The sequence below is a fragment of the Hydrogenophaga sp. ANAO-22 genome, assembly GCF_042466645.1.
Classification (GTDB): domain Bacteria; phylum Pseudomonadota; class Gammaproteobacteria; order Burkholderiales; family Burkholderiaceae_C; genus Hydrogenophaga.
Genome location: NZ_CP159956.1, coordinates 4,473,396 through 4,489,809, shown reverse-complemented (window position 1 = coordinate 4,489,809; position 16,414 = coordinate 4,473,396). Strand labels below are relative to the sequence as shown.

The following is a 16,414-nucleotide window of genomic DNA, read 5'->3' as shown; positions in this document are numbered from 1 at the left end:
TGGGCAAAGTTCAATGGCAGTTTACAGCATGACCGGCTACGCCTCGGCCCACTCGGGCGGGTCTGCGGCCCCGGCCAGCGCCGAGTCCAGCCGCGAGTCCCAGGCCGGTGTGGGCGTCGAAATCCGCTCCGTCAACAGCCGCTTTCTCGACCTCACTTTCAAGCTGCCGGACGACCTGCGCGCCACCGAACCCGCGCTGCGCGAACTGCTGGGCGCGCGCCTCAAACGCGGCAAGGTGGAGGTGCGGGCCTGGATCGAAGGCCGCTCCGACACCGTGCCGCGCGCGCCCAGTGCGCTCGACCTGCAAAAACTCGTGGGCCTGCAGGACAACGTGCGCGCCTGGCTGCCCACGGCATCGCCGTTGTCGGTGGCCGAGGTGCTGCAGCTCACTTCGCGCCAGCAGGGCAACCCCGGCGAGTTGAACGACGCCTTGGTTACCCTGGCACAGACCGCGCTGGACGGTCTCACCAGCGCCCGTGAACGCGAAGGCAAACGCCTGGCCACGATGCTGCTCGACCGCCTGGGTCAGCTGCGCCAGCTTGCCAAGGACGCGCAACCCCTGATCCCGCAACTGGTCGCGCAGCAGCGCCAGCGCTTCATCGACCGCTGGAACGAGGCCCTGGGCGCGGGTGCATCCGGCACGGCGCAAGGCAGCGCCATCACCTCCGACATGGCGCAGGACCGGGCCCTCACGGAAGCCACCGCCTTCGCCATCCGCATCGACGTGGCCGAGGAGCTGACCCGGCTCGACTCCCACCTGACCGAGATCGAGCGCCTGTTGAAGAAGGGCGCCGAGGTCGGCAAGCGGCTCGATTTCCTGATCCAGGAACTGCACCGCGAGGCCAACACCCTGGGTTCGAAGTCGTCCAACCTCGAACTCACCCGCATCTCGGTGGACATGAAGGTGCTCATCGAACAGATGCGCGAGCAGGTCCAGAACATCGAATGACATACGGCCCCCACGCTCCACCGCTGCGCGGGTCGCTGCCCCCCAAGGGGGCGCGTTTCGCCTTGGGGCGGCCCGGCGGCGAAACCCAACTTCTTGCCTCGTAATGGAATACCCCGGAAACCTGTTTGTCGTCGCGGCCCCCAGCGGGGCCGGCAAGTCCAGCCTGGTCAAGGCCTTGATGGAGCTCGATTCGCGCGTCGTGCCCTCGGTCTCGCACACCACGCGCCCGCCCAGGGGCCAGGAGTTGCATGGCCGGGAGTACTACTTTGTAAGCAAGGAAACCTTCGACCAGATGGTCATCCAGGGGGCTTTTCTGGAGTGGGCCATGGTGCATGGCAACCGCTACGGCACCTCGAAAATGGCCATCGAGCAGCGCATCAACCAGGGCGCCGACGTGGTGCTGGAGATCGATTTCCAGGGGGCCATCCAGGTCAAGCGCATCTTCCCCAACGCCGTGCTGATCTTCATCCTGCCGCCGAGCTGGGAGGAATTGCGCTCGCGGCTGGAGCGCCGGGCGGAAGACACCGCCGAGGTGATCGAATTGCGCCTGCAGAACGCCGCCACCGAGATGGCCCATGCCAGGGAATTCGACTTCGTTATAATCAATGAGTTGTTCGAGCGGGCCTTGTTTGACCTCAAGGCCATCGTCCATGCCCAGCGGCTCAAGTTTTCCGCTCAGCGTATCGCCCGCGGCGATACCTTCCAAGCGCTCAACATCCTCTGATTCACCGCCCATTTCCTGGAGCCCGCCCATGGCACGCATCACCGTCGAAGACTGTCTGGAAAAAATCCCCAACCGCTTTCAGCTCGTGCTGGCCGCGACCTACCGCGCCCGCATGCTGAGCCAGGGCCATGCGCCCAAGATCGAGAGCAAGAACAAGCCCGGCGTGACCGCCCTGCGTGAAATCGCCGACGGCAAGGTCGGCCTGGAAATGCTCAAGAAAGTGCCACTCTGAGGCCTTTCAGGTCCTTCGAAAGAAAACACCGCGCTGCGGTGTTTTTTTTCGCCCCTGCTCCGGACGTATTCATGTGCCTTGCACAGACTCTGTGCATGGACTCAGCGGGATCCATCGTCTCGCGCTAAAGTATGCAGATGATCACCGAGGCCGACAACGGCACCCTTCAGTCCCCAGCCGAGCAGGCGCATCCGGCCGCGAGCGCCGCTGCGGCCAGCTTTGCCGCGCTGCTGGGCAAGTTGGACTACCTCGGTCCGACCGACATTGAAAGCATCCGCCAGGCCTACCGGTTCGCCGACGAGGCCCACCTGGGCCAGTTGCGCAAGAACGGTGACCCGTACATCACCCACCCGATCGCGGTGGCCGCCCAGTGCGCCGAATGGAAGCTGGACGCCCAGGCGCTGATGGCGGCGCTGATGCACGACGCCATTGAAGACTGCGGCGTGACCAAGGAAGAACTGGTGGAGCGCTTCGGCGCGCCCGTGGCCGAGCTGGTGGACGGTCTCACCAAGCTGGAGAAGCTGGAATTCGACACGCGGGAGCAGAACCAGGCGGAGTCCTTCCGCAAGATGCTGCTGGCCATGGCCAAGGACGTGCGGGTCATCCTGATCAAGCTTGCCGACCGCACCCACAACATGCGCACCATGGGCGACATGCCGCGCTCGAAGTGGCAGCGCATCAGCAGCGAAACCCTGGAAATCTACGCACCCATCGCGCACCGGCTGGGCCTGAACTTCACCTATCGCGAACTGCAGGACCTGGCGTTCCGTTTCCTGCATCCGTGGCGCTACGAGGTGCTCTCCAAGGCCCTCAACAAATCGCGCAACCGCCGCCGCGATCTGATCGCCCGCGTCCAGCGCGAGGTGGAAGCAGATTTCGTGCGGCACGGCATGAGCGTGCGCATCATGGGTCGGGAGAAGACGCTGTATTCGGTCTATCGCAAGATGGACAACAAGCACCTGTCGTTCTCGCAGGTCACCGACATCTACGGCTTTCGCATCATCGTCCCCGAGCTGACCGACTGTTACACCGGGTTGGGCGTGCTGCACCAGCTCTACAAGCCGCTGCCAGGCAAGTTCCGCGACTACGTGGCCATTCCCAAGGTCAACGGCTACCAGTCGCTGCACACCACGCTGATCGGCCCCTTCGGCACCAACATCGAGTTCCAGCTGCGCACGCACGCCATGGACGTGGTGGCCGAATCGGGGGTGGCCGCGCATTGGCTCTACAAGGCCAGCGAACCCAACAGCGACACTTCGCAACGGCTGGGCACGCAATGGCTGCAGTCCTTGCTGGACATCCAGCAGGAAACGCGCGATGCGGCGGAGTTCTGGGATCACATCAAGATCGACCTCTTCCCCGATGCGGTCTATGTGTTCACGCCCAAGAGCAAGATCATGGCGCTGCCGCGCGGCGCCACCGTGATGGACTTCGCCTACGCCATCCACAGCGACGTGGGCAACCACACGGTGTCGGCGCGCATCAACGGCGAGCAGCGACCGCTGCGCACCGAGTTGGCGAATGGCGACGTCGTCGAGATCGTCACGGCCGAGAAGGCCGAGCCCAACCCGACCTGGCTGTCCTTCGTCAAGACCGGCCGGGCGCGCTCGAAGATCCGGCACCACCTCAAGACGGTGGCACAGGAGAAGTCACACGAGCTGGGCGAACGCATGCTCGGCCAGGCCCTGCGCTCCGAAGGCATCGCGACCCTGCCGTCCGAAGCAGGCCCACACCACGCGACCTGGGAAAAACTGCTGCGCTTCACCGGCAACAAGTCGCGTGCGGAGCTGCTGTCGGACATCGGCATGGGCAAGCGCATCGCCAGCATGGTGGGCAAGAAGCTGGCCGTGCTGCTGGCCGAAACTGGCCTCAAGCCCGACGCCCTGCTGATCAGCACCGAGCGCTACGCCAGTGGCCGGGACGAATCGGTCTCGCAAGGTGTGGTCACGCTCGACGGCAGCGAGGGCCTGTCGGTGCAGTACGCGCCCTGCTGCAAGCCGATCCCGGGCGACCGCATCGTCGGTTACCTGGGTCGTGGCGAGGGCCTGGTGGTGCACGCGGACGACTGTCCCACCGGCAAACGCCTGCTCTTGCGCGATGGCGAACGCTTCCTGGAAGTCGAGTGGGCCGACGAACCCGTGCGCTCGTTCGACACCACGGTGATCGTGACCGTCACGAATGGCAAGGGGGTGCTGGCGCGCGTGGCGTCCAGCATCGCAGCGGCCGAAGCCGACATCACCCATGTGGACATGGGCGATGAACCCGCCCAAACCGCGACGGACATCCGTTTCTCGGTGGCGGTGCGCGACCGCCAGCACCTGGCCGATGTGTTGCGCAGCCTCAAACGCACCACCTCGGTCATCAAGGCGCAGCGCTACAAGCCCTGATTTCAGGCGCCTTCGCCTGGCGCCGGATACCGCACGCTCAGCACTTCGAGCTCCTGCACGCCGCCAGGCACCACGAGCTTCACCACATCGCCCACCCGCGCCTTGAGCAGGGAACGCGCCACGGGAGAGATCCAGCTGACCTGGGCCTGGGCACTGTCGGCTTCGTCCACGCCCCGGATCGTCACGGTGGTCTCCTGCCCGTTGTCGTCGGCGTAGGTCACGGTGGCACCGAAGAACACCTGGTCGCCGCCAAAGTGCAGCGAAGCGTCGACGACTTCGGCGATCTCGAGCCGGCGGGTCAGGAAGCGGATGCGCCGGTCGATCTCGCGCAGGCGCTTCTTGCCGTAGAGGTAGTCGCCGTTCTCAGAGCGGTCGCCATTGCTCGCCGCCCAGTGAACGATGTCCACGATCTTGGGACGTTCGTCGTCGATCAGCGAGAACAGCTCGGCGCGCAGCCGGTCATAGCCGGCGCGGGTGATGTAGTTCTTGCCACCGGGCACGGGCGCCGCGGCAGGCAGATCGTCTTCATCGTCCGAATCGGTTTCGCGGGTGAAGGCCTTGCTCATGGTGGGCGATTCCCAGGCAAAAAATGAAAAAGCCCGCAGCTTTTGGCTGCGGGCTTCCATATGGTGCGGCTGGCAGGAATTGAACCCACGACCCCTTGGTTCGTAGCTACCAGTTCATCTGTAAGTTGTTGATCTATATAGGATATTTGATCACTCATTGTACCAAAACTACCCTGTTTAGACATGTATTTCACAGCCCAGTCCCGCAAAAGTCCCGCAGAGAAATTTCCCGCGAGATCACATTGATCAGTGTCTGCATCCGTGGCGCAAACGTTTTCTCGAGCGTGGGCACGCGCCCGGCGGGTGATGTGAAGCGACAAATATTCGCTCACTCCTTCGGACCTGTCAGGGAAATTGGTCACGATAACTATCTTCTTATCGGCACTAATTTATATCAGAGAGCAGGGCGATGCCAACGAAAAGTACGAGAGTCTCCCGGGGCGTCCAAGTCGATGACGTTTGGGCCGCGGCCGACGGCGTGCTTGCCCAACGCAAGCGGCCCACGATCGAGCGCGTGCGCACGCACCTCGGTCGCGGATCCGCGCCGGCGCCGCCACCTTGAAGACTTCACCATTCACGTGCCGCAAGGTCGGTCAGAGCCCCTTTCTGCGCGAGTTGATCATTCCCTTTGGACGATCTGGATACGTCGTGTTGAGTTCCACTGATCTCTGCCGCTCTACGGGGGTCAGTTTTCAACGGAAGCCAACAGGCGGGCTCTACAACTGCAGTGCAAACGTCCTTCGTGCCACTTCAAGTTCTGGCATCAACTTGTTCACGACATCGTCGCGTGACATGCGCGAAGTGGCCACGGAAAGACTCATAGCCCCCAGCAACTCACCCTTTCCATTGCGCACCGGCACGGCAATGGAACGCAAGCCAATTTCCAGCTCTTCGTCACTCATCGAATAACCGCACTCGCGCGCAGCCTGCACCTCCTTCATCAGTGCCGCCACGTCAGTCTTTGTTTTCGGCGTAATCGCCTGGCGACTCATTCGCTGAAGGCGGAATTCAACCTCCTCGTCTGACATACCCGCGAGAAGCACTCGCCCGGTTGCAGAACAATAGGCGGGCAATCGCGCGCCGATACCGAGTCCGAAAGACAAGCTGCGCCGCTGAGTTGAGCGTGCAACGAAAACGACAAACTGCGAGTCCAGCACCGCCAGCGACGCGGACTCGCGCGTGCGCTCACTAGTGATCTCCAGGATGGGCTGCGCCACCTTGGTCAGGGGCGTAGAGTTCACGTAGGCGTGCACCAGCCGCAAGGTGCGCGGCTCGAGAAAAAAATGCCGCCCCGATGCTCGCGCGTAGCCTAGCTTGACGAGGGTAAGCAGGGCGCGGCGAGTCGAGGCCTTGCTGTGGCCTGTGATATCGGCCGCTTCGGTCAGCGTCAGAGGCGAATTGCTGACGCCGAAGGCCTCGATCAGGAGTAGGCCCTTCTCCAGACCCATGACGTATTCCTTGTCAACTGCACGCGCTTCATCGTCCATTTGCGGCCCCACTCGAAGTTGAATAAGTTCGGTATTCGAACATTTTGCCGGATTTTGTTGACCTTCATCAACTCAAAAAATACAGTCGCGGTTCACCAAACGGTCAAAAGTTCGGTATCCGAATTCTTCCAAGGCAAGAACCCCACTGCATCATGAGCGTCACCGCCCCTGCGAATAGCGCACCCCTAACCTTCTGGCCACCTGGGAACCTCACCCGCGTGCCATACCACCTGTACCAGGAACCGGCCGTGCTCGACGCCGAGCAACAGCGCATCTTCGAAGGCGCGACCTGGAACTACCTGTGTCTCGAAGCCGAGTTGCCACAACCCGGCGGCTACCGCACGACGTTCCTCGGCCGCATGCCGGTGGTGGTGGCGCGCGACAGCGACGGCGAGGTGTACGCGTTCGAGAACCGCTGCTCGCACCGCGGCGCACTGATCGTCCTGGACGACGGCGGCACCGCGCGTGACTTCCAGTGCGTGTACCACGCATGGCGTTATGACCGCCAGGGCAACCTCAAGGGCATCGCGTTCCAGAACGGCGTAAACGGAGAAGGCGGCATGGACCCTGCTTTCTGCATGAAGAGTCATGGTCCGCGCAAATTGAGAACGAGTGTGTTTTGTGGCCTGGTATTTGGCAGCCTGAGCGACGACGTGCCCGACCTGGAGGACTACCTCGGCCCGGAAATCGCGCGCGGCATCTCGCGCGTGCTGCACAAGCCGGTGCAGATCCTCGGCCGCTTCAAGCAGACGCTGCCCAACAACTGGAAGCTCTACGTGGAGAACGTGCGCGACACGTACCACGCGAGCCTGCTGCACGTGTTCTTCACCACGTTCCGGCTCAACCGCCTTTCGCAGAAGGGCGGCGTGGTGGTGAGCGAATGTGGCGGCAACCACATCAGCTTCTCCGCCATCGACCCCATCGCCGAAAATAGCGAGGACTACAAGACCGAGGAACTGCGTTCGGAGAAGGACGACTTCAAGCTCGAGGACGCTACGCTGTTGAAAGGAATAGACGAGTTCGGCGATGGCGTGACGCTGCAGATCCTCTCGGTATTTCCGGGCTTCGTGCTGGCGCAGATACAGAACACCATCGCGGTACGCCAGGTGCTGCCCGAAGGCCTGGAGACCACCGCCCTGAATTGGGTGTACCTCGGCTTCCAGGACGACACACCCGAGCTGCGCACCATGCGTCACAAGCAGTCCAACCTGATCGGGCCGGCCGGCTTCGTATCGATGGAGGACGGCGCTGTGGGCGGCTTTGTGCAACGCGGCATTGCCTCCGCTGGCGCGCAGGAAGCCATCGTCGAGATGGGCGGCGACAGCGTGCGCTCGCAGAGCAGCCGCACCACGGAAGCGTCCGTGCGCGGCTTCTGGAAAGCCTACCGCCTGCACATGGGAGCGGATGCATGAACGCGGTGATCGACACCGCGAGCGCGTTGGCGCTCAACGCGCATTGCGCGCGCTGCATCGACAACGACGAGCTCGAAGCCTGGACGCAGTTCTTCACCGAACACTGCCTCTACCGCGTGACCACCGCCGACAACCATGCGCAAGGCATGGAAGCCAGCCTGATCTACGCCGACTCGCGCGCCATGCTCAACGACCGCGTGCTCTCACTGCGCACCGCCAACGTCTACGAGAAACAACGTTACCGCCACCTGGTGGGCCTGCCCTCCCTGCTGGAGGACACGCCGCGCGGGCGCCGCAGCGAAACCCCGTTTGTGGTGGTGCGCATCATGCGTGGCGGCGAGACCAGCCTCTTCGCCACCGGGCGCTACCTCGACGAGCTGGTGATCGATGGAGGCGATACCCTGCGCCTGGCCAGCCGTGTGGTGGTCTGCGACAGCCACAACATCGACACGCTGCTGGCCATTCCCCTGTGAGCAAGCCGTGAGCACCCCGCACCTCATACGCATCGCCGGGATGGCCACCGCCATCCCCTGCGCCGCTGGTCAGACAGTGCTCGACGCAGTGCGACAGGCCGGCTACGAGATGCCGTTCTCGTGCAACTCGGGCGTGTGCGCGAGCTGCAAGGGCCGCGTCGTCTCGGGCCGGGTGAACCCCGGCGCGGCGGGTGAGCATACGCTCACGGCGGACGAGATCGCGCACGGACAGGTGCTGTTCTGCCAGGCGCGCCCGCTCACCGACATCGAGATCGAACCGCGCCAGATCGAGAAAACCGATCCGAACGCGCGCCGCCAGCTCGCCGCCAGGGTCATGCGCATCGACTTTCTGGCCAGCGACGTGGCGCGCCTCAAGCTGCGTTTTCCGGCGGGCGAGAAGGTGAAGTTCAAGGCCGGCCAGTACCTGCAGGTGCTGCTGCCCGACGGCCAGCGCCGCAGCTTCTCCATGGCCAACCCGCCGCACCAGAACGATGGCGCCGAGCTGCATATCCGCATGCTGGAAGGCGGCGCGTTCTCGCATTGGCTCGCGCACGACCTCAAGGTGGGTGACCACCTCCGGGTCGAACTGCCGCATGGCGACTTTCACCTGCGCGAGGGCAGCACCGCGCCCATCGTGATGCTCGCCAGCGGCACCGGCTTCGCACCCATCAAGTCGATGGTCGAGGACGGCCTGCGCCGGGGCCAGGCACGCGAGATCGCACTCTACTGGGGCGCGCGCACCGAGAAGGACCTGTACCTGCTCGACCTGGCGCGCGGCTGGGGAGAGCAGGCCGGCCTGCGCTTCGTGCCCGTGCTCTCCGAACCCGAGGCCGGCTGGAGCGGTCGCACCGGCTTCGTGCACCAGGCCGTGCTGCAAGACCACGACAGTCTTGCCGGCCACCAGGTCTACGCCTGCGGCGCGCCTGCCATGGTGAGCGCGGCGCGCAGCGATTTCGTCGAAACCCGCGGCCTGCCGCCCGATGCGTTCTTCTGCGACGCGTTCGTGGTGGCCCAGCCCCGCACCTCCGCGCTGACCGACTGAAGCACACCCGAAGAAGAGCCATTCCATGACCCATCCCAACCCCTACGACAACGTTCCCACCAGCGACTTCGACCCGTACGCCACCGAGGTGCTGGCCAACCCCTATCCCCACTACGAGCAGCTGCGCGAACTCGGCCCCTGGGCCTGGCTGGAGCGCTACGGCGTGCTTGCGGTCGCACGCCACGACGAAGTGCAGCGCATCCTGTCTCAGCCCGACATCTTCTGTTCCAGCGCGGGCGTGGGCCTTGCCAACTTCCACACCGAGACGCCCTGGCGCAAGCCCAGCATCATTCTCGAAGCAGACCCGCCCCACCACAGCCGCACCCGCAAGGTGGTGGCGCGCGTGCTCTCGCCCGCATCGATCGGACGCCTGCGCGCCACTTTCGAGGACGTGGCCGCGCGCATGGTCGACGAGCTCGTGGAACGCGGCTCGTTCGACGCCGCCAAAGAACTGTGCGAGGCCTTTCCCATTAAGGCCTTCGGCGACGCGGTGGGCCTGCCCGCCGAGGGGCGCGAGCACCTGCTGCCCTACGGTGACATGGTGTTCAATGGCTTCGGCCCGATCAACGAGCGTTTCCAAGACCGAATGAACAGCTCGGGCGAAGCGGTGAACTGGATCGCCAAGGTCTGCCAGCGCGACGCGCTCACGCCCGACGGCCTGGGCGCCCAGCTGTTCGCCGCCGCCGACGCGGGCGAGATAGGCCACGACGAGGCCGGCATGCTGGTTCGCACCCTGCTCTCCGCCGGGCTGGACACCACCGTGTTCACCCTGTGCAACGCCTTCACCAGCTTCGCGCGCAACCCCGGTCAATGGGCCCTGCTGCGCGACGACCCCTCGCTGGCGCGCCAGGCACTCGAAGAGGTACTGCGCTACGACAGCACCTTCCACTCTTTCTACCGCACCAGCACCCAGGACGTGGAACTCGGCGGCATCACCGTGAAGCAGGGCCAGAAGATCGTGGTGTTCATCGCCTCGGCCAACCGCGACCCGCGCCGCTGGCCCGAAGCCGACCGCTTCGACATCACCCGCCGCGCCACCGGCCACATGGCCTTCGGCACGGGCATTCATGGCTGCGCCGGCCAGATGATGGCGCGCCTCGAAGGCGAGATCGTGCTCACCGCACTGGCCCGCCGCGTGGCCTCGATCCGCCTCGACGGCGAACCGGTCCAGCACTTCAACAACACGGTGCGCGGGCTCAAGAGCATGCCCGTGACGGTCGAGCCGCTGCTGGCCGCCGTGCACTGACATCCCGCCCCATTCGAACTAGAAGAGAGAAACCCACGATGCCCCAGATCGTCTACGTACAACCCGACGGCTCCCGAGAAGCCGTGCCCGCCAGTCCCGGCGCTACCGTCATGATGACCGCTGTCGGCCACGGCATTCCCGGCATCGTCGCCGAGTGCGGCGGCTCCGCCATGTGCGCCACCTGCCACGTGTACGTGGACCCGGCCTCGATCGGCTTCCTGCCGCCCATCAGCGACGTCGAGGACGAAATGCTGGCCAGCGCCGCGGGCGAGCGCCGCGAACACAGCCGGTTGGGCTGCCAGCTCGCGCTGGCGCCCGGCGTGGACCAGCTGATCGTGCACATCCCGGAGCGGCAGGTCTGATGGCCCACGGCACCGTCATCGTCGGCACCGGGCAGGGCGGCTTCCAGCTCGCGGCCTCGCTGCGCGATTCGGGTTATGCCGATCCCATCACCCTGGTCGGCGACGAGCCCGGCCTGCCTTACCAGCGCCCCCCGCTGTCCAAGGCCTTCCTTCAAGGCAAGGTGGACGACACCGGCCTGCTGCTGCGCCCGCCCCCGTTCTACCAGCGCATCGATGCCCGCGTGCTCGGCGGCACGCGCGTGGCGCGCATCGACCGCGCGGCGCGTGGCGTGCACCTCTCCAGCGGCCAGACCCTGCCCTACGACCACCTGGTGCTGGCCACCGGCGCGACCGCGCGCACCCTGTGCGTGCCCGGAGCGGGGTTGTCCGGCGTGCACGTGCTGCGCGGTCTGGAGGACGCGCGGCGCATCCGAGAGCAACTGGCCCGCGCGCGCTCGGTGGCCGTGGTCGGCGCCGGCTTCATTGGCTTGGAACTCGCGGCCGTGGCGCGCGGCCAGGGCCTGCCGATGCACGTGATCGAGGCCACGGCACGGCCCCTGCTGCGCGCCCTCTCCGAGCCCATGGCGCGACACCTGCAAGCCTTCCACGAAGCCCAGGGCACGCAATTCCACCTGAACACGCAGCTCGACGCCATCGAAGGCGAGGACGGCCGCGCCACCGGCCTGCGCCTGCACGGCGGTGGCCGCATCGTCGCCGACCTCATCGTGATCGCGGTAGGCGTCACGCCCAACGACCAGCTGGCGCGCGACGCCGGGCTGGCGGTGGGCAATGGCATCGAGGTCGACGAGCTGCTGCTCACCAGCGACGCCGCCATCTCCGCGCTCGGCGACTGCGCGAACTTTCCGTTCGCGGCCGATGGCGGCTCCCGCGTGCGCATCGAGTCGGTACAGAACGCCGTTGACCAGGCGCGCTGCATCGCCGCGCGCCTGTGCGGTCAACCCCTGCCGTACGCCAAGGTGCCCTGGTTCTGGAGCGAGCAAGGCCCTTGCCGGCTGCAGATGGCCGGCCTGGCCGCGCCGGGCGACCGCAGCGACATCGAGGGCGATCCGGCCAGCGGCCGCTTTTCGGTGCTGCGCTACCGCGGCGATCAACTCAGCGCCGTCGAATCCCTCAACGACCCTGCCGCCCACATGCGCGCGCGCACGGCCCTCGCGCCGGTGCTAGCACCGACCTGAGCTCCCTCAGTCCCATTCGACATCCACACCTTCCCACAGAAAGAGACAACACATGACAGCAGCATCCCGGGTCATCGCGGTCACTGGCGGCGCCAGCGGCATCGGTTTCGCCTTCTCCGAAGCCCTCGCGCGCGCGGGCCACCAGGTCGTCATCGCCGACCTGCGCGGTGCCGTCGAAGCGGCCGAACGCCTCAGTGCCCAGGGCCTGAAGGCCATCGGCACGCAGACCGATGTGGTCAAGCCCGCCGACGTGGCGGGCATGGTCGAACAGGCCGTGAAGGCGTTCGGCCGGCTCGACGTGCTGGTGAACAACGCCGGCCTGTTCACCACGCTCACGCTCAAACCGTTCGACCAGATCAGCGACGCCGAGTGGATGCGGGTGATGGAGGTCAACACCCTGGGGCCTTTCGTGTGCGCCAAAGCGGTCGTGCCCGAAATGCGCAAGAACGGGTTCGGCCGCATCGTGAACATCGCGTCCACCACGCCGATCAAGGGCACGCCCAACATGCTGCACTACGTGGCCAGCAAGGGCGCGGTGATCGCGTTCACGCGCTCGCTAGCCCGCGAACTCGGCAAGGACGACATCACCGTCAACGCCATTGCCCCGGGCTTCACGCTGAGCGACGGTGTGCTCGACAACGACCTGCACAGCAAGATGGGCGACGTGGTGCGCAAGACCAGCCGCTCGCTGCAGCGCGACCAGGTGCCTGAAGACCTGGTGGGCGCCCTGCTCTTCCTAGCCAGCGACGGCGCGGGCTTCATCACCGGCCAGACCATCGCCGTCGACGGTGGCTCGGTATTCATCTGATCGGTTGACTCACCATGACCGACACCGCATACGGCAAGCCTTTCCTCTACATCGATGGCGAATTCATCGAAGGCGGCGACCGCCAACACCAGGACATCATCAACCCCGCCAACGGCGAGGTGATCGGCTCGTTGCCGCACGCGCGCCGCGACGACCTTGACCGCGCACTGAACGCGGCGCAACGCGCCTTCGAGAGCTGGCGCAAGAGTTCGCCGCTCGAGCGCTCGAAGGTGCTGCGCCGCGTGGCCGAGCTCACGCGCGAACGCGCACCGCAGGTCGCCCGCCAGATCACTCTCGACCAGGGCAAGCCGCTGAGCGAGGCGCTGCTGGAGGTGACCACCTGTGCCGAACACGCAGAGTGGCACGCCGAAGAATGCCGCCGCATCTATGGCCGCGTGATCCCCGCACGCCTGCCCCACGTGCGCCAGCTGGTGCTGCGCGAGCCCGTGGGCGTGTGCGTGGCCTTCACGCCCTGGAACTTTCCGTTTAACCAGGCCATCCGCAAGATGGTGGCGGCGATCGGCGCGGGTTGCACGCTTGTGCTGAAGGGGCCAGAGGATTCGCCGGGCGCGGTGATCGCGCTCGCGCGCATGTTCCACGACGCGGGTCTGCCCCCGGGCGTGCTCAACGTGGTGTGGGGTGTGCCGGCCGAGGTGTCGGACCACCTGATCCGCTCGCCGATCTCGCGCAAGGTATCGTTCACCGGCTCGGTGCCGGTGGGCAAGCAGCTGGCGTCGCTCGCCGGCCTGCACATGAAGCGCATCAGCATGGAGCTGGGCGGGCACTCGCCGGTGGTGGTGTTCGACGACGCCGACGTGGACGACGCGGCCCATCTGCTGGCGCGTTTCAAGGCGCGCAACGCGGGGCAGCTGTGCATTGCACCCAGCCGCTTCTTCGTGCAGGAGAAGGTGTACGACCGCTTTCTCGACACCTTCACGAAAGCCTACGGTGGCTTGAAGGTGGGCGACGGCATGGACAAGGACACGCAGATGGGCCCCCTGGCGCACCTGCGCAGGGTCGATGCCATGGAAGGCTTGGTGGCCGATGCGCTGGAGCGTGGCGCGAAGCTGGCCAGCGGCGGCACGCGGCTCGCTGGCCCTGGCTACTTCTACCCGCCCACCATCCTCACCGACATTCCCGACGACGCGCGCCTGATGGTCGAAGAACCCTTCGGTCCGGTCGCGCCGATCACGCGCTTCAAGGACACCGACGAGGTATTGAAGCGCGCCAACGCCCTGCCCTTCGGCCTCACCGGTTTCGTTTTCACCGGCTCCATCAAGACCTCGGAGCGCATGGTCAACGGCCTCGAGGTGGGCATGGTCAACGTGAACCATTTCGGCATCACGCTGGCCGAGACGCCGTTCGGTGGCGTGAAGGACAGCGGCATCGGCAGCGAAGGCGGCAGCGAAACCTTCGACGGCTACCTCGTCACTAAATTCGTTTCGCAGGCAAGCCCTGCTTGATCACCAGTACTACAAGAAGCCAGCACCGCCCAGGGGGCCGGACCCGCCTTTCCCTTCAATCCAGGAGACAACCTCATGATGCAACGCAGAACCCTCATCAAATCGGCGGCGGCAGCCGCTTCCCTTGGAGCCCCCACCCTTGGCGTCTTCGCCCAGCAAGTGGTAACCCTGAAGTTCCATACCTTCATGGCGCCGACCTCGAATGTCTATCTCAATGCACACAAGGCATGGATGTCGAAAGTGGAGAACGACTCGGGCGGACGTATCCGCTTCGAGGGCTTTCCTGCCATGCAGCTGGGGGGCTCACCAAGTCAACTTTTCGACCAGGCACGGGATGGTGTTGTCGATATCGTATGGACTTTGGCTGGACTTACCCCCGGTCGATTCCCTCGGACCGAAGTGTTCGAACTGCCGTTCATGACCATGGACGGCATCGGAGCGTCGCGTGCCGCCTGGGAGTACCTCGAAACCCACGCCAGCGATGAGTTCAAGGACGTCCAACCACTCGCTTTTCATACCCATGGTCCAGGAGTGCTGCACTCGAAAAGCAAGGCCATCAACAGCGCTTCCGACCTGCGCGGCCTGAAGATGCGAGGGCCGACCCGCCAAGCGACTAAGTTGCTCGCAGCAGCAGGAGCATCCGCGGTAGGCATGCCGCTGCCACAGATTCCAGACGCGCTGTCCAAAGGCGTCATTGACGGCGCAGCCTTGCCTTGGGAAGTGATTCCTTCGGTCAAGGTGCATGAGCTTGTTCAGCACCACAGCGAGTTCGCGCCCGGCAAGCCAGCTCTTTACAACACGGCGTTTGTGATGGTGATGAACAAAAGAAAATATACATCGTTGCCTCCGGATATCAAAAAGGTGATCGACGACAACTCGGGCCTGGAAACCTCGGCTTGGTTCGGCAAGGTGCAACAAGATCATGACCCCATCAGTCGCAAGATGGCGACCGATCGAGGCAACAAGGTACACGTGTTCAGCGAATCGGAAACCAGCGAGTTTGTCAAACTGACTGGCACCATCGCCAGCGAATGGGTCCAGGAGATGGACAAGCGCGGGCAGGACGGTGCCAAGCTCTTGGCTGGCGCAAAGGCGCTCATTGCCAAACATAAACCAAAGGCTGCATGAGCGGCCTTGCGCGCCTGGCCATCTCGATCGGCGATCCGAACGGCATCGGACCGGAGATCACGCTAAAGGCACTTGCCACTCTGACAGAGTCTGAGCGCGACCGTATTACGCTGTTCGGCCCGAATTCGGTGCTGCGCCGCTGCGCCGAGCAATTGAACCTTAGCGGGATGCTAGATGGTGTTCGTTGCAACGAGGTAGGCGCCCTCGATCCGGCTGCAGCTGTACCTGGTCGCATCGACGCGGCCGCTGGCGCCTCGTCGGTGGCCAGCGCTACGGCGGCCATTCAGGCTGCGCAGGCTGGCGAGTTCGACGCCGTGATCGCCTGTCCTCACCACGAGACAGCGATCACGCAGGCAGGTATAGCGTTCAGCGGGTACCCCTCTCTTGTGGCGCGTGTGTGCGGCCAATCTGCCGACTCCGTTTTCTTGATGCTGGTGGGGGCGGGCTTACGCATCGTGCACGTCACGCTCCACGAGAGCGTTCAAACAGCACTTGATCGTCTGAGCACCGACCTGATCGTGCGCGCCACTCAGGCAGGCATCGTCGCGTGTCAGCGGCTGGGCGTGGAAACGCCTCGCATCGGCATGTTCGGTATCAATCCACACGCATCCGAAGGTGAGCTTTTCGGACCGGAGGACGCTCGCTTGATGGTGCCTGCGGTGGCGCAGCTGCGCTCAGCAGGCCACCATGTCAGTGGGCCCACAGGTGCAGACACGCTGTTGGCAAACAGGCAGCACGATCTCTATGTGGCCGTCTTCCACGACCAGGGTCACATTCCAATCAAGTTGCTGGCGCCCCACGCCGCAAGTGCCCTCAGCGTGGGAGGCAACGTCGTGCTGTCCAGTGTCGGGCATGGAAGTGCCATGGACATCGCCGGCAAGGGAATTGCCAGTCCCGAGGCCTTGCTTCGCACGATTTACCTGCTGAACTCCACGCTGAGCGAGTGACTTCCTAAATTTG

17 protein-coding genes are annotated in these 16,414 nt (G+C 64.8%); 15 read left to right on the top strand and 2 right to left on the bottom strand.

Annotated features, from left to right (window positions below):
* The first annotated feature begins 13 nt into the window (after positions 1 to 13).
* The 4 genes from ABSY19_RS21660 to ABSY19_RS21645 all read left to right on the top strand — a co-directional run bounded on the left by ABSY19_RS21660 (position 14) and on the right by ABSY19_RS21645 (position 4,292).
* Entirely contained in the window at positions 14 to 949 is a 936-nt protein-coding gene (locus tag ABSY19_RS21660) for a YicC/YloC family endoribonuclease (protein ID WP_382155693.1), read from the top strand.
* Between the two features lie 103 nt (positions 950 to 1,052).
* On the top strand, positions 1,053 to 1,673 hold the full coding sequence (gene gmk, locus ABSY19_RS21655) for a guanylate kinase (RefSeq protein WP_382155690.1): 621 nt from the start codon (positions 1,053 to 1,055) through the stop codon (positions 1,671 to 1,673).
* A gap of 28 nt (positions 1,674 to 1,701) precedes the next feature.
* Positions 1,702 to 1,905, top strand: coding sequence for a DNA-directed RNA polymerase subunit omega (gene rpoZ / locus ABSY19_RS21650; protein WP_066268010.1), 204 nt, complete (start codon positions 1,702 to 1,704; stop codon positions 1,903 to 1,905).
* A gap of 137 nt (positions 1,906 to 2,042) precedes the next feature.
* Positions 2,043 to 4,292, top strand: coding sequence for a RelA/SpoT family protein (locus tag ABSY19_RS21645; RefSeq protein WP_382163890.1), 2,250 nt, complete (start codon positions 2,043 to 2,045; stop codon positions 4,290 to 4,292).
* Positions 4,293 to 4,294: 2 nt separating this feature from the next.
* Here the strand turns inward: ABSY19_RS21645 and greB are convergent, their stop codons facing one another.
* Positions 4,295 to 4,858: a transcription elongation factor GreB gene (gene greB, locus ABSY19_RS21640; protein ID WP_382155687.1), complete on the bottom strand. Its 564-nt coding sequence runs from the start codon at positions 4,856 to 4,858 to the stop codon at positions 4,295 to 4,297.
* A 409-nt stretch (positions 4,859 to 5,267) separates the two neighbouring features.
* Between greB and ABSY19_RS21635 the strand changes: the two genes are divergently transcribed.
* Positions 5,268 to 5,420 carry a DNA-binding protein gene (locus tag ABSY19_RS21635; protein WP_082585723.1) on the top strand — a complete coding sequence of 51 codons (153 nt, stop codon included), beginning with the start codon at positions 5,268 to 5,270 and terminating at the stop codon, positions 5,418 to 5,420.
* A 154-nt stretch (positions 5,421 to 5,574) separates the two neighbouring features.
* Here ABSY19_RS21635 and ABSY19_RS21630 read toward each other — a convergent pair whose 3' ends face one another.
* Positions 5,575 to 6,345 (bottom strand): IclR family transcriptional regulator C-terminal domain-containing protein, encoded by a 771-nt coding sequence (locus ABSY19_RS21630; protein WP_056272060.1) that lies wholly within the window; start codon positions 6,343 to 6,345, stop codon positions 5,575 to 5,577.
* 152 nt (positions 6,346 to 6,497) lie between these two features.
* On the opposite strand from ABSY19_RS21630, the gene ABSY19_RS21625 reads away from it, so the two are divergent.
* The 10 genes from ABSY19_RS21625 (at position 6,498) to ABSY19_RS21580 (ending at position 16,401) form a co-directional block, all read left to right on the top strand.
* Complete coding sequence (locus tag ABSY19_RS21625; protein WP_056272063.1) at positions 6,498 to 7,757, top strand: Rieske 2Fe-2S domain-containing protein; 1,260 nt, start codon at positions 6,498 to 6,500, stop codon at positions 7,755 to 7,757.
* Positions 7,758 to 7,762: 5 nt separating this feature from the next.
* The gene (locus ABSY19_RS21620; protein ID WP_373271092.1) at positions 7,763 to 8,230 is read left to right on the top strand and encodes an aromatic-ring-hydroxylating dioxygenase subunit beta; all 468 of its coding nucleotides are present in this window, start codon (positions 7,763 to 7,765) and stop codon (positions 8,228 to 8,230) included.
* 7 nt (positions 8,231 to 8,237) lie between these two features.
* A complete protein-coding gene (locus ABSY19_RS21615) occupies positions 8,238 to 9,272 on the top strand; it encodes a 2Fe-2S iron-sulfur cluster-binding protein (protein WP_236944066.1) in 1,035 nt (344 codons plus the stop codon).
* A 25-nt stretch (positions 9,273 to 9,297) separates the two neighbouring features.
* On the top strand, positions 9,298 to 10,518 hold the full coding sequence (locus ABSY19_RS21610) for a cytochrome P450 (RefSeq protein ID WP_056272071.1): 1,221 nt from the start codon (positions 9,298 to 9,300) through the stop codon (positions 10,516 to 10,518).
* A 38-nt stretch (positions 10,519 to 10,556) separates the two neighbouring features.
* Complete coding sequence (locus ABSY19_RS21605; RefSeq protein WP_056272074.1) at positions 10,557 to 10,880, top strand: 2Fe-2S iron-sulfur cluster-binding protein; 324 nt, start codon at positions 10,557 to 10,559, stop codon at positions 10,878 to 10,880.
* Positions 10,880 to 12,055, top strand: coding sequence for an NAD(P)/FAD-dependent oxidoreductase (locus ABSY19_RS21600; protein ID WP_056272078.1), 1,176 nt, complete (start codon positions 10,880 to 10,882; stop codon positions 12,053 to 12,055). Before ABSY19_RS21605 ends, ABSY19_RS21600 begins: the two co-directional genes overlap by 1 nt.
* 52 nt (positions 12,056 to 12,107) lie before the next feature.
* A complete protein-coding gene (locus ABSY19_RS21595) occupies positions 12,108 to 12,863 on the top strand; it encodes an SDR family NAD(P)-dependent oxidoreductase (RefSeq protein WP_056272082.1) in 756 nt (251 codons plus the stop codon).
* A 14-nt stretch (positions 12,864 to 12,877) separates the two neighbouring features.
* Complete coding sequence (locus ABSY19_RS21590) at positions 12,878 to 14,326, top strand: NAD-dependent succinate-semialdehyde dehydrogenase (RefSeq protein ID WP_056272085.1); 1,449 nt, start codon at positions 12,878 to 12,880, stop codon at positions 14,324 to 14,326.
* Positions 14,327 to 14,401: 75 nt separating this feature from the next.
* Positions 14,402 to 15,454, top strand: coding sequence for a TRAP transporter substrate-binding protein (locus tag ABSY19_RS21585; RefSeq protein ID WP_056272088.1), 1,053 nt, complete (start codon positions 14,402 to 14,404; stop codon positions 15,452 to 15,454).
* On the top strand, positions 15,451 to 16,401 hold the full coding sequence (locus ABSY19_RS21580; protein WP_056272090.1) for a PdxA family protein: 951 nt from the start codon (positions 15,451 to 15,453) through the stop codon (positions 16,399 to 16,401). Before ABSY19_RS21585 ends, ABSY19_RS21580 begins: the two co-directional genes overlap by 4 nt.
* Positions 16,402 to 16,414 lie beyond the last annotated feature (13 nt).